Raw genomic sequence first — 13,178 nt, 5'->3', positions numbered from 1 at the left:
ACGCAATGAACCGAAAGTTCAAGAGCAACACACAAATCTATTACATACCCAATTTGCTGAAACGTTGAAAGACGCTTCAGTACCCGAATTTCTTGACGACCATAGAGCCTTGGAACCACCTGATCCCATCCCGAACTCAGTAGTGAAACGATGCATCGCCGATGGTAGTGTGGGGTTTCCCCATGTGAGAGTAGGTCATCGTCAAGATTAAATTCCGAAACCCCAATTGCGAAAGCAGTTGGGGTTTTGTTTTGTCCGCAGGAAAGTTCTTACAGCAACACCGGACAGGTCCCCGCTGTCACCGTCTCCCGACAATGCTAAGGTTCGCCCCTAGCGTTTGTATTTTCCAAGGATGCCTTTATGCCGGACGCGACGTCCCTCAGTGCTGGTTTTATGGTGGTTCACGGCAATCGCCTGGACGAATTGCGCAGCCTGGTAGTTAGCTGGATGCGACGCTACCCGCTGGCTCCTCTGGAAAATGAAATCGCGCTTGTACAGAGCAACGGCATAGCCCAATGGTTGAAGCTGGCATTGGCGGAAGACGCTGAAGATGACGACATGGGCGGCTGCGGAATCGCCGCCGCTATCGATGTGCAGCTCCCCGGCAGTTTCATGTGGCAGCTCTATCGCATGGTGCTTGGGCGTGACGAAATCCCAGCCAAATCCTTGCTCGATAAAGCCCCCCTGACCTGGCGCCTCATGCGTCTGCTTCCGCAGTTGATCGATCAACCACATTTCGAACCCCTGCAGCGCTTCCTTACCAATGACCCCGATTTGCGCAAACGCTATCAGCTTGCTGAGCGATTGGCCGACTTGTTTGACCAATACCAAGTGTATCGGGCGGACTGGCTTGAAGACTGGGCAGAAGGTCGTCACGAGTTACGCAATGGTAGAGGCGAAACCAAGCCGCTGACCCCGGCCAATTGCTGGCAGGCGGAATTGTGGCGCGCACTGTTGCTCGATGTGGGTGAGGAGGGCATGGCGCAAAGCCGTGCCGGCGTCCATCAGCGGTTTATCGAACGCATCAACAGCCTTGAGATTGCTCCCCTCGGATTACCTTCGCGGGTCATCGTTTTCGGGATTTCTTCTCTGCCCGCCCAAGCTCTGGAAGCCTTGGCCGGACTGGCCCGATTCAGTCAGGTTCTGCTGTGCGTACATAACCCTTGTCGTCACCATTGGGCGGACATCGTCGCCGATAAAGACCTGTTGCGGCATCAATACAAGCGACAGGCTCGCAAGAGCGGTATGCCCGTTGTGCTCGACCCGCGAACCCTTCATCAACACGCCCATCCGCTATTGGCTGCATGGGGCAAGCAAGGGCGCGACTACATCAACCTGCTCGACAGCTACGACGATCCCAATAGCTACCGCTCCGCATTTCGTGATGGTCGCATCGACCTGTTCAGTGACAGTCAGCCACTGAACATACTCAATCAGTTGCAGGACGACATCCTTGAATTACGTCCCCTGAACGAGACCCGAGAACGTTGGTCGGCAGTGGACCTACAGCAAGATCAGTCGATCCGTTTTCACGTTGCCCACAGCGCCCAACGCGAAGTCGAGATCCTTCACGATCAGTTGCTCGCACGCTTCAGCGCCGACTCAAACTTGCGTCCTCGTGATGTGATCGTCATGGTCCCGGACATCGACAGCTATGCACCGCATATCCGTGCGGTATTCGGTCAACTGGACCGCAACGATCCGCGCTTCATTCCCTTCACGCTTGCTGACCAGGGCCAGCGCGGCCGTGATCCATTACTGATCGCTGTCGAGCATCTGCTCAAACTCCCGGACAGCCGTTTCCCTGTCAGCGAGATTCTCGATTTGCTCGACGTTCCGGCGTTACGCGCGCGGTTCGGCGTAGAGGAACGTGACCTGTCGACCCTGCATCGCTGGATCGAAGGCGCAGGCATCCGTTGGGGCATCAATGCCGAACAGCGTGCAGGCCTCGGCCTGCCGCTAGCGCTGGAGCAAAACAGTTGGCGATTTGGCCTGCGACGGATGTTGCTCGGATATGCGGTCGGCAGTGCCAGTGCCTGTGAAGGTATCGAGCCTTACGACGAGATCGGTGGTCTGGATGCCGCGCTCATTGGTCCGTTGGTTGCGCTGCTGGATGCGCTGGAAATCGCTCATGACGAACTCACGCAATCGGCATCACCTGAACAATGGAGCGCACGATTGCAGGCCTTGTTATCGCTGTTCTTCCTGGCCAGCAACGAGCACGACGACTACTTGCTGACCCAGCTGGAAGCGTTGCGTGAATCATGGCTCGAGAATTGTGAATCGGTAGGCTTGCAAGACCAGTTACCACTGACCGTGGTTCGTGAGGCTTGGCTTGCCGGCCTTGATCAGGGGCGTCTGTCCCAGCGTTTTCTTGCCGGTGCGGTTAATTTTTGCACCTTGATGCCGATGCGAGCGATCCCGTTCAAGCTCGTTTGTTTGCTGGGCATGAACGACGGTGACTACCCGCGAGCGCAACCGCCGCTGGACTTCGACCTCATGGGTAGTGACTACCGCCCAGGTGATCGATCACGGCGCGAAGATGATCGTTACTTGCTGTTGGAAGCCCTGCTGTCGGCCCGTGACCAGCTCTATATCAGCTGGGTCGGTCGTAGCATTCGCGATAACAGCGAACGCCCGGCGTCGGTACTGATCGGCCAACTTCGTGATCACTTGGCCAGTGGCTGGCGATTGACCGATACTGACAAAGACCTCCTTGAGGCCATTACTCAGGAACACCCTCTGCAACCCTTTAGCGCCCGTTACTTTCATGAAGGCGATGAGCTTTTCAGCTACGCCAATGAGTGGCAGGTGCTCCATCGGGCCGTCGAGCAAGTGGCTGACATCGAAGTTTTAGAGGCCCACGTTCAAGAGGAGCCACTGAGCCTTGGTCAGCTACAGGATTTCCTGCGCAATCCTGTGCGACATTTCTTCAGTCAGCGTTTGAAGGTGTACTTCGAGGCTGCGGAGGTGCCATTGGCGGACGAAGAGCCCTTTGTACTCGACGCCCTGCAACGCTATAGCCTCAGCGACAGTTTGCTTGAAGCGGCGCTGGCCAACCTGGAAGGTTCTGATAAAGCATTGGAAACTCAGGCAGTGCGCCTGCAGAACAGCGGGCTGTTGCCGATGGCCGGATTTGGCGAATGCCTTCAACGAGAGTTGATCGAGCCGTTGCCGGATTTGCTGCAGCGCTATCAACAGCTCCTGGCTCTATGGCCAACCCCGTTGACCAGTGCACTGCCGGTGCATCTTGAATTGAACGGCTTAAGCCTGGAAGGCTGGCTCAGTGGTCTGCATCAACGGGCTGACGGTGGATTGCTGTCCATCACGGCGATTCCCAATAGCATCGGTACGGTCAAATCGCGCAAATGGCATCGCCTGACGCGGCCATGGGTCAATCACTTGGTCGCGTGCGCCAGTGGCATGGCACTGACTACTGCGTTGGTCGCCAGTGACGACAGTTTGGTACTCAACCCGATGGAGCAGGAATCAGCCTTGCGGATTCTGGGAGATCTGTTGCTCGCCTGGCAATCGGGTATGCGCCAACCACTACCGATTGTGGTCAAGACGGCTTTCGCCTGGTTAAGTCAAACCGATCCGGTCAAAGCCGAACTGGCTGCTCGCAAAGCCTATGAAGGGGATGGATTGACCACGGACGGAGAACGACGGGAAAGCGTGGCACTCGCACGTCAATTCACCGATTACGATGCACTGGTCGCCGACGAGACATTCCCCAATTGGTGCGACGCATTGTATAGGCCGGTGCTTGACGCGCCTTGGCGCTCGTCGGCCAGCGAGGAGGCGCGCTCATGACCACCCAGACACCTCTGGCCCTGGCATTTCCACTGCGCGGCAGCCAGCTGATCGAAGCCAGCGCCGGGACCGGCAAAACCTTCACCATTTCTGCGCTGTATCTGCGCCTGGTCCTTGGCCATGGCGGAGAAGCCACGGGTTTCGGGCGCGAGTTACTACCGCCGCAAATTCTCGTTGTGACCTTTACCGATGCCGCCACCAAAGAGCTGCGCGAACGCATTCGCACGCGTCTGGCCGAAGCCGCCCGGTTCTTCCGCGATGAAACACCTGCGCCGGACGGCCTGATAGCGGAGTTGCGTGAGGAGTACTTGCCCGAGCAGTGGGCCGGTTGTGCAAACCGGCTGGATATTGCCGCGCAATGGATGGACGAAGCGGCCGTCTCGACCATCCACAGTTGGTGCCAGCGCATGTTGCGCGAACACGCATTCGACAGTGGCAGCCTGTTTACCCAGACCCTGGAAACCGACCATAGCGATTTGCTAGGCGAAGTCCTGCGCGATTACTGGCGCTTGTTTTGCTACCCCATGCAAGGCGATGCACTGAACTGGGTGCGCAACAATTGGGGGGGGCCGGCAGCATTGTTGCCGCGCATTCGCGGGCTATTCGCCAGTGAGCGGGACCACACCGAAGGCAAGGAACCTGCCGAGCTGATTACGGAGTGTTTGCAGGCGCGGCGAGTGGCTTTGCTGGAGCTCAAGATGCCTTGGCGTGAGTGGGCAGACGATTTGCTTGCCATCTGTCACGAGGGTGTTGCTAGCAAGAGTGTCGACGGTCGCAAGATGCAGGCGCGTTACTTCGAACCTTGGTTCGAAAAAATCAAAGCCTGGGCTGAAGACGAATCCGTCGAGCAATTGGATATCGGTACCGGTTTCACACGCCTGACTTCTGAAGGCATGGCTGAAGCCTGGAAGAAGGGCGAGGTGCCCACTCATCCAGGTCTGGACGCAATGCCCGGCCTGAAAGCTTGCCTTGATGGGCTGCCGAAGCCGGATGCCGCGGTGCTGCAACACGCCGCCCATTGGGTTGGCGTGCGGTTCGAGGAAGAAAAACGTCGTCGTGCGGAAATGGGCTTCGACGACATGCTGCTGCGCCTTGATGCCGCGTTGCAATCTGATGGTGGGGAACGTCTGGCCACCTTGATCCGCGAGCAGTTTCCTGTCGCGCTGATCGACGAATTCCAGGATACCGATCCGGTGCAGTACCGGATCTTCGAAAGCATCTATCGCATTGAAGACAACAATCCCGAAAGCGGCCTGTTCCTGATCGGCGACCCGAAGCAGGCAATCTATGCCTTCCGCGGTGCCGACATCTATACCTACCTTCGCGCCCGCCAGGCGACTGTCGGCCGCTTGCATACGCTGGGCACCAACTTCCGTTCGAGCCATGGCATGGTCAATGCCGTGAACCATGTCTTTGAACGTGCCGAGTCTCGCGAGGCGGGACGTGGCGCCTTCCTGTTTCGAGAAAAGAATGGCGACAACCCCGTCCCGTTTCTGTCCGTCGAATCCCAAGGCCGCAAAGAAGTGTTGCACGTCGATAGTCAGGCTGTGCCCGCGCTGAATATCTGGCATTTGTCCGCCCAACAGCCGTTATCCGGTGCTGTGTATCGACAACAGCTAGCCGCCGCTTGTGCGAGCGAAATTGCAGGGCTGCTCAACGGTGGGCAACAAGGTCGTGCGGGTTTTGTACAGGAAGGCAAGGGTTTCAAGGGCCTGTTGCCCGCGGATATCGCGATACTGGTCCGCGATGGCAAGGAAGCTCAGGCCGTTCGTGCTGAGCTCTCTGCCCGAGGCGTGCGCAGTGTTTATCTGTCGGACAAGGACTCGGTATTCGCCGCCCAGGAAGCGCACGACGTGCTGACCTGGCTCAAGGCCTGCGCCGAGCCGGACGTCGAGCGACCGCTGCGGGCCGCGTTGGCGTGCATCACACTGAATCTGTCATTGGCCGAACTGGAGCGGTTGAATCAGGACGAACTGGCCTGGGAAGCACGGGTCATGCAATTCCGCGGCTATCGCGAAATTTGGCGCAAGCAGGGCGTGTTGCCGATGCTGCGCCGCTTGCTGCATGACTTCCAGCTGCCTCAGGCGTTGATTGCTCGCCACGATGGCGAGCGAGTGTTGACCAACTTGTTGCATCTGTCCGAGTTGTTGCAGCAAGCCGCCGCCGAACTGGATGGCGAGCAAGCCCTGATCCGACATTTATCCGAGCATCTGGCGTTGTCCGGCCAGGCCGGGGAAGAGCAGATCCTGCGCCTTGAGAGCGATGAGCAACTGGTCAAGGTCGTGACCATTCACAAGTCCAAGGGGCTGGAGTATCCCTTGGTGTTTTTGCCATTCATATGTTCGGCTAAACCGGTCGATGGTAGCCGCCTGCCTTTGCATTACCATGATGCGACAGGCAAGGCTCAAGTGACGTTGAGTCCGACCGACGAGCTGATTGCCTTGGCCGATGACGAGCGTTTGGCCGAAGACCTGCGCTTGCTGTATGTCGCCCTGACGCGGGCGCAACATGCCTGCTGGTTGGGCGTGACGGATCTCAAACGCGGCAATGACAACAGCTCGGTGCTGCACCTTTCGGCGTTGGGTTATCTGTTGGGCGGCGGCGCTTCCCTGGCGGAGTCGGCGGGTTTGAAACGTTGGCTTGAAGACTTGCAGCACGATTGCCCTGCGCTGGATTACAGCGAAATGCCTGAAGCGACCGCTGAGCATTACCATCCACCGCAGAATGAAGCGGCATTGCTGGCCGCACGGGTGCCGAAGCGCAAGGCCAGCGAAAACTGGTGGATTGCCTCCTACAGCGCCTTGCGCATCAGTGACCGTCTGAGCATCGGCAGTGATGAAGCGCCAGAGAGTCCGCAGGCACAGAAACTCTTCGATGACGAACGTCTCGATCCGCAGGCTCCCCGAGAGATGATGGCTGGCGGTGCCGATATCCATCGATTCCCTCGTGGACCGAACCCTGGCACCTTTCTCCACGGCTTGCTCGAGTGGGCCGGCGATGAAGGTTTTTCCGCCACACCACTAGCCGTGGAAGACGCCATTGGCCGTCGTTGCAATCGCCGTGGCTGGGAAGGCTGGATAACTACGCTGAGCGACTGGCTGCAGCATCTGCTCAAGTCGCCGTTGCCGGTCGGTGTCGGGCAGGCCCCGGTTGTTTTCGAGCAGCTAACTCAGTATCAAGTCGAAATGGAGTTCTGGTTTTCCAGCCATAAGGTCGATGTGCTCAAGCTCGATGCGTTGGTGTGCCAATACACCCATAACGGGGTGGCGCGGGTGGCCGCCGAACCGGTGTTGCTCAATGGCATGTTCAAGGGCTTTATCGACCTGACATTCGAGCACGATGGCCGCTATTACGTCGCCGACTACAAATCCAACTGGCTCGGCGTCGATGACTCAGCCTATACCGAACTGGCCATGGAACAGTCGATCCTCGACAACCGATACGACCTGCAATACGTGCTGTACCTCCTTGCGTTGCATCGTCAACTCAAGGCCCGGCTTGCCGATTACGATTACGACCGGCATGTCGGTGGTGCGTTGTACCTGTTCCTGCGCGGCACGCGCGCGCCCAGCCAGGGCGTGTATTTCACTCGTCCGCCAAGAGAGCTGATCGAGCGGCTGGACTGGATGTTTCAGGGTAAACCGGAGCCGAAGATTGAAGCGGCCTGGGAACAGGGAGTACTGCTATGAGCCGCACCTTCGCCGAATTGCTGCCCACCTCATTGGCAGCGGAGAGCTTGGCGGATCTTGCCCCGTTGAGCCGTGCCGACGACTTGCTGTTGTTGCTCACGCGTTGGGTCGAACGTGGCTGGCTGCGTGCACTGGACAAAGCCTTCGTGGCTTTTCTTCACGAACTCGCGCCGGACGATGAACCACTGGTGCTGCTGGCAGCTGCGCTGACCAGTCACCAATTAGGTCATGGGCATGTTTGCCTCGACGTGTTCGAGACGTTGAAGGAACCGGACTTCGCCCTGTCGCTGCCGCCCGAAGGCGATCTGCAAGCGGGCGCAATGGTGCTGCCGTCGCAGTTGCTGGAGACGCTGGACGGTGCGCATTGGTGCAAGGTGCTGGCCTCCAGCAGCCTGGTCGCACTCGCGGCCGACGAGCGTGCGGCGGTGCAGAGTCGTCCGTTGGTATTGTCCGGCAAGCGTCTGTACTTGCGCCGCTACTGGGCTTACGAGCGACGAATCGACAACTCGCTGCGCCAACGCCTGGTGGAACACGAAGCAACCCCGAAAGACTTGCCCGAGCGCCTCAGCGGGTTGTTCGGGGCGGCCAAACCCGGTGACGTGATCGACTGGCAGAAACTCGCTTGTGCGCTCGCTACGCGAAGTGCCTTCAGCATCGTCACCGGGGGGCCCGGAACCGGCAAGACCACCACGGTCGTGCGTTTGCTGGCGCTGCTTCAGGCGCCAGCGGTAGAGGCTGGCAAGCCGCTGCGCATTCGTCTTGCCGCTCCAACCGGCAAAGCGGCGGCGCGACTGACGGAGTCCATCAGTCAGCAAGTCCGGACCCTGAAAGTCTCTGAAGCCATACGCAGCAAAATTCCGTCCGATGTCACCACCGTTCACCGTCTGCTCGGCAGTCGTCCCGGCACGCGACATTTCCGGCACCACGCAGGCAATCGCTTGCCACTGGACGTGTTGGTAGTGGACGAAGCTTCGATGATCGATCTGGAAATGATGGCCAACTTGCTCGACGCGTTGCCGGCCCATGCCCGATTGGTATTGCTGGGTGACAAGGACCAACTGGCATCGGTGGAAGCCGGTGCTGTGCTGGGGGATTTGTGCCGCGACGCGGAGGCTGGCTGGTACAGCCCGCAGACACGTCTGTGGCTTGAGACGGTCAGTGGTGAAAGCCTGGCGGCCAGCGGATTGCAGGAAGACACCCAAGGCGCTCATCCACTGGCCCAGCAAGTGGTAATGCTGCGTCACTCGCGGCGCTTCGGCGAAGGCAGCGGCATTGGCCAACTGGCCCGTTGGGTCAATCAGCAACAGCCCGAGGACGCCCGCAAGTTGTTGGCGGCTCGAAGCCACGACGACGTATTTTCCCTGTCCCTCAAGAATGAACAGGATCGGACCCTGGAGCGCTTGTTACTCGAAGGCCATGGCGAAGGACCGCAGGGTTATCGGCATTACCTGAGCCTGCTGCGCAATCAGCGGCCGCCGCTCGACAGTCCGCTCGAAGACTCACGCTGGACCGACTGGGCGCGACAGGTGCTGCAGGCCTTCGACGCGTTCCAGTTGCTGTGCGCCGTCCGCAAAGGACCGTGGGGCGTGGAAGGGTTGAACCAGCGCGTGACCGACGCGCTGTTGAAGGCGCGCCTGATCGACAGCGACCAGCAATGGTATGAAGGGCGGCCAGTACTGATGACGCGCAACGATTACGGTCTGGGCCTGATGAACGGTGACATCGGCATTGCGCTCAAGCTGCCCGAGCGTGATGGTCCGGAAGCTGGCAAACAGGTTCTTCGCGTGGCGTTCCCGCGCAATGACGGGCAGGGCGGGGTGCGGTTTGTTCTGCCGAGTCGCCTTAATGATGTCGAAACCGTCTACGCCATGACGGTGCACAAATCCCAGGGCTCGGAATTTACTCATACGGCGTTGATTCTGCCCGACGCCCTCAACCCGGTGCTCACCAAGGAATTGATCTACACCGGGATAACCCGGGCCAAGGACTGGTTCACCCTGATCGAACCGCGCGCAGGCGTATTTGAAGAGGCCGTGCGGCGCAAGGTCAAACGCTTGAGCGGGTTGATGCTGGAGTTCAAGGAAGGGGTCGAAACGACGAGCTGATACAGGCGTCGCCGGGCTACGCAAACTGTCCGAAGTGCCGTAATGCGCGGCCTCGCGGGTGTTTCATCGCTGTGCTATCGTTGCGGCATCATTTAGTTACGATCGAAGAGATTCCTGCATGAAGGTGGCTGTCAGGACGACGGGGCGTGTCGTAGGGTGCAAACAAGCGCTGCTTGCCGGTCTTCTCTTTGTGCTATCTGGCGCGGTTTTCGCTCAGTCGCTAACCCCGGCGAGCATGGCCGATCAACGTGCCAAATCGGTCACTCAGGTGGTACTCGGCATTCTCAGTTATGCCCGTTGGCCGGTTGAGCCTGCGCAACTTCGTTTGTGCATAGTCGGCCCCACCGAGTACACCGACGACCTGGTCAAGGGCACGATCCAGGCGACTGGGCGGGCGGTGACGGTGCAACGGCTTCTGGCCGACAACCCGTCCATCGTCGGTGAATGCAATGCGGTGTACATCGGCAAATTGACCGGCGAGGAGCGCAGTCGGCTGTTTGCCTCACTGACCGGGCGCCCTGTGCTGAGCATCAGCGAAAGCGACGATCAATGCACTGTTGGCAGTCTGTTTTGTCTGCGGGTCGGCGACGAGCAGGTGTCTTTCGAGGTCAACCTTGATTCCGTCGCTCGCAGCGGTGTGCGCATTCACCCGAGCGTGCTGCAACTGTCTCGCCGCAAGCCGGCGGCCTCATGAGTCTAATCAAACCGGGTAACCGCCCGACCTTGCGCTCGGTCATTGGCCGCGGTCATTTGATCGTCGCGCTGGTGGGCGTAGCGATGGCCAGTGTGTCACTGACGCTGCTAGGCGTTCTGGCATTGCGGGTTTACGCCGACCACAACCTGCACCTGATCGCGCGTTCGATCAACTACACCGTGGAAGCGGCAGTCGTGTTCAACGACAAAGCCGCCGCCACCGAAGCGCTGGCGTTGATCGCCTCTACAGAAGAAGTGGCCGATGCCCAAGTCCTCGACGCACGGGGCCAACTGCTGGCGCGCTGGCAGCGACCGGAAACCGGATTGGTATCCGAGCTCGAAATGCAGTTGGCCAGAGCCTTTCTGGAAAAGCCCATCAACATGCCCATCGTCCACCAGGATCGAGAGATCGGCAGCATTCAGCTCACCGGGCATGGCGGCAGCCTGATGCGCTTTTTGCTTAGCGGACTGGTGGGCATCGTCTTATGCACGGCGATCAGTGCCTGGGTTGCGCTGTACCTGGCGCGTCGACAGCTTCGCGGGATCATTGGTCCATTGCGCAGCCTGGCCTCGGTCGCGCACGCCGCACGCAGCGAGCGCGCCTTCGACCGACGTGTGCCCGCAGCGGCCATTGCCGAACTCGATAACCTTGGCAACGACTTCAATGCCTTGCTCGATGAGCTCGCATCCTGGCAAACCCACCTGCAAAGCGAAAACGAAACCCTCGCCCATAAGGCCACTCATGACAGCCTCACGGGATTGCCGAACCGGGCGTTTTTCGAAGGCCGCCTGATGCGTGCATTGCGCAATGCCAACAAGCTCAACGAACGCGTAGCCGTGCTGTTTCTCGACAGTGACCGGTTCAAGGAAATCAACGATAACTTCGGCCACGCCGCAGGCGATGCGGTTCTGGTGGCCGTGGCCGATCGCGTGCGGGCGCAACTGCGTGAAGATGATTTGGTCGCACGGCTGGGGGGCGACGAGTTTGCGGTGCTGCTGACACCGCTGCACAAGACCGAAGATGCGGAGCGCATCGCCGACAATATCCTCGCCAGCATGGAAGCACCCATCCCGTTGCCGGGCAGTCACCAAGTGTTGACCTCGCTCAGTATCGGCATCGCCGTGTATCCCGATCATGGCGCTACACCGGGCGCTCTGCTCAACGCTGCCGATGGGGCGATGTACCAAGCCAAGCGCCTTGCCCGAGGTGCACAGCACACGGCAGGGTCGGAGCACCCTGTCGCCGATGTTCAAACCAGGAGCTAATGTCCCGTGTTTTCATTCACCCCGCGTTCCCTCCGATTTTTTATGTTCACTCTGGTGATGGCCGTGCTGAGCCTGACGGGTTGTCAGTCTGTGCCGCAAAAAGGCCTGACCCCGGCCCAGATCGCCGTGCTCAAGCAGCAAGGCTTCGAGCTGACCGATGAAGGCTGGGCGTTTGGCCTGTCGGGCAAAGTACTGTTCGGTAGCGACGTCGATAGCCTCAATCCGCAGAGCACCGAGATCGTCCAGCGCATTGGCAAGTCGTTATTGGGCGTCGGGATCGAGGGCGTGCGAGTCGATGGTCACACCGATACTTCAGGTAAAGAGGCCTACAACGAACAACTGTCCCTGCGCCGCGCAAAAAGCGTCGGCACCGTTCTGGCGACCGTCGGTATGAAACAGGAAAACATCCAGTTGCGCGGACTCGGCAGCAGTCAGCCAGTGGCGTCTAACGACACGGCCACTGGCCGTACCGAAAACCGTCGGGTTTCGATCGTGGTGAGCGCTGATTAATCGGCGAACAGCATTTCTCGACTATCACCCATCAATAGCCTTTGGTTCTGCTCAGTCACCGCACGGATGTAATCCCACAACAACGTAATCCGCTTGAGCTTCCTCAGGTCCTCGCGGCAGTACATCCAGAACTGCCGCGTGATGTTGATTTCCTCTGGCAACACCGGCAGCAAGCGCGGGTCCTGGGCCGCAAGGAAGCACGGCAGGATCGCCAGTGATCGCCCTTGCTGCGCCGCCACGAACTGCGCAATCACGCTGGTGCTGCGCAGATTGGCACTGGCGCCGGGCAAGACGTTGGCGAGGTACAGCAACTCCGAGCTGAACGCCAGGTCGTCGACATAGCTGATAAATGAATGTTTACCCAGGTCTGCCGGGCGGCGGATGGGCGGGTGCTTGTCCAGGTATTGTTGGGTTGCGTACAGCTGCAAGCGGTAGTCCGTCAGTTTGCAACACACATACGGCCCGTGTTCCGGGCGTTCCAGGGCGATGACGATGTCTGCTTCGCGTTTGGACAGGCTGATGAAGTGCGGCAGCGGCAGGATGTCCACCGAGATCGCCGGGTAGGCGTCGACGAAGTGGCTCAGCTGCGGGGTGATGAAGAAGCTGCCGAATCCTTCGGTGCAGCCCATGCGCACGTGTCCCGACAACGCGACCCCAGAACCGGAAACCTGCTCGCAGGCCATGTGCAGCGTGCTTTCGATCGACTCGGCGTAACCCAGTAATCGTTGGCCTTCGGCGGTCAGGACAAAGCCGCTGGTCCGGGATTTCTCGAACAGCAAAGTTCCCAATGCCGCTTCCAGAGAGCTGATGCGCCGCGACACGGTGGTGTAGTCGACTGCCAGGCGTTTGGCCGCGGTGCTGGCCTTGCGGGTCCGGGCGACTTCAAGGAAAAACTTGAGGTCGTCCCAGTTCAGCGAGCCTAAAGATGTGATGTTTTTTTGCATGATGGACCGGCTTTTATGTGCGTTCTTATTAGAAGTTTGCACATCTATACTCCAAAAACAGGCCGACAACCAATTCGGCACACGCCTCATCTCAAGGCGACTTTCTCGCCTTGGCTTCCTGATAGCTCTCTAGATAACAACAACGTCCAGGAGACCAA

At 59.2% G+C, this 13,178-nt stretch carries 7 protein-coding genes and 1 rRNA gene; 7 read left to right on the top strand and 1 reads right to left on the bottom strand.

Translation table 11 applies throughout. The features are described 5' to 3' along the window. The first annotated feature begins 91 nt into the window (after window positions 1-91). The 7 genes from rrf to KUF73_RS29495 all read left to right on the top strand — a co-directional run bounded on the left by rrf (window position 92) and on the right by KUF73_RS29495 (window position 12,076). Window positions 92-207: ribosomal RNA gene (rrf, locus tag KUF73_RS29525) — 5S ribosomal RNA — on the top strand. A 153-nt stretch (window positions 208-360) separates the two neighbouring features. Continuing rightward, window positions 361-3,813, top strand: coding sequence for an exodeoxyribonuclease V subunit gamma (gene recC, locus KUF73_RS29520; protein WP_218441479.1), 3,453 nt, complete (start codon window positions 361-363; stop codon window positions 3,811-3,813). Next, the gene (recB, locus tag KUF73_RS29515; protein WP_218441478.1) at window positions 3,810-7,502 is read left to right on the top strand and encodes an exodeoxyribonuclease V subunit beta; all 3,693 of its coding nucleotides are present in this window, start codon (window positions 3,810-3,812) and stop codon (window positions 7,500-7,502) included. The genes recC and recB overlap by 4 nt, the downstream gene beginning before the upstream one ends. Further along, window positions 7,499-9,607, top strand: a complete 2,109-nt coding sequence (gene recD, locus KUF73_RS29510; RefSeq protein ID WP_218441477.1) for an exodeoxyribonuclease V subunit alpha — start codon at window positions 7,499-7,501, stop codon at window positions 9,605-9,607. Before recB ends, recD begins: the two co-directional genes overlap by 4 nt. A 118-nt stretch (window positions 9,608-9,725) precedes the next feature. Continuing rightward, window positions 9,726-10,301 carry a YfiR family protein gene (locus tag KUF73_RS29505; RefSeq protein ID WP_218441476.1) on the top strand — a complete coding sequence of 192 codons (576 nt, stop codon included), beginning with the start codon at window positions 9,726-9,728 and terminating at the stop codon, window positions 10,299-10,301. Continuing rightward, window positions 10,298-11,566 (top strand): diguanylate cyclase domain-containing protein, encoded by a 1,269-nt coding sequence (locus KUF73_RS29500; protein WP_218441475.1) that lies wholly within the window; start codon window positions 10,298-10,300, stop codon window positions 11,564-11,566. Before KUF73_RS29505 ends, KUF73_RS29500 begins: the two co-directional genes overlap by 4 nt. Window positions 11,567-11,572: 6 nt before the next feature. Next, a complete protein-coding gene (locus KUF73_RS29495) occupies window positions 11,573-12,076 on the top strand; it encodes an OmpA family protein (RefSeq protein ID WP_218441474.1) in 504 nt (167 codons plus the stop codon). On the opposite strand, the gene KUF73_RS29490 is transcribed toward KUF73_RS29495, so the two are convergent. After that, window positions 12,073-13,020: a LysR family transcriptional regulator gene (locus KUF73_RS29490; protein WP_218441473.1), complete on the bottom strand. Its 948-nt coding sequence runs from the start codon at window positions 13,018-13,020 to the stop codon at window positions 12,073-12,075. The two genes, KUF73_RS29495 and KUF73_RS29490, sit on opposite strands and share 4 nt — an antisense overlap. Between the last annotated feature and the right edge of the window lie 158 nt (window positions 13,021-13,178).

This window comes from Pseudomonas sp. PD9R (genome assembly GCF_019200975.1).
Taxonomy (GTDB): Bacteria; Pseudomonadota; Gammaproteobacteria; order Pseudomonadales; family Pseudomonadaceae; genus Aquipseudomonas.
Note: the sequence above shows the minus strand (reverse complement) of the source record. Positions and strands in the feature narration are given on the sequence as shown.

Excerpts from the sequence above, each read along its gene's own strand:
- recC (WP_218441479.1), top strand. The coding sequence starts at position 361 with ATGCCGGACGCGACGTCCCTCAGTGCTGGTTTTATGGTGGTTCACGGC.
- KUF73_RS29505 (WP_218441476.1), top strand. The coding sequence starts at position 9,726 with ATGAAGGTGGCTGTCAGGACGACGGGGCGTGTCGTAGGGTGCAAACAA.
- KUF73_RS29500 (WP_218441475.1), top strand. The coding sequence starts at position 10,298 with ATGAGTCTAATCAAACCGGGTAACCGCCCGACCTTGCGCTCGGTCATT.
- KUF73_RS29490 (WP_218441473.1), bottom strand. The coding sequence starts at position 13,020 with ATGCAAAAAAACATCACATCTTTAGGCTCGCTGAACTGGGACGACCTC.
- recB (WP_218441478.1), top strand. The coding sequence starts at position 3,810 with ATGACCACCCAGACACCTCTGGCCCTGGCATTTCCACTGCGCGGCAGC.
- recD (WP_218441477.1), top strand. The coding sequence starts at position 7,499 with ATGAGCCGCACCTTCGCCGAATTGCTGCCCACCTCATTGGCAGCGGAG.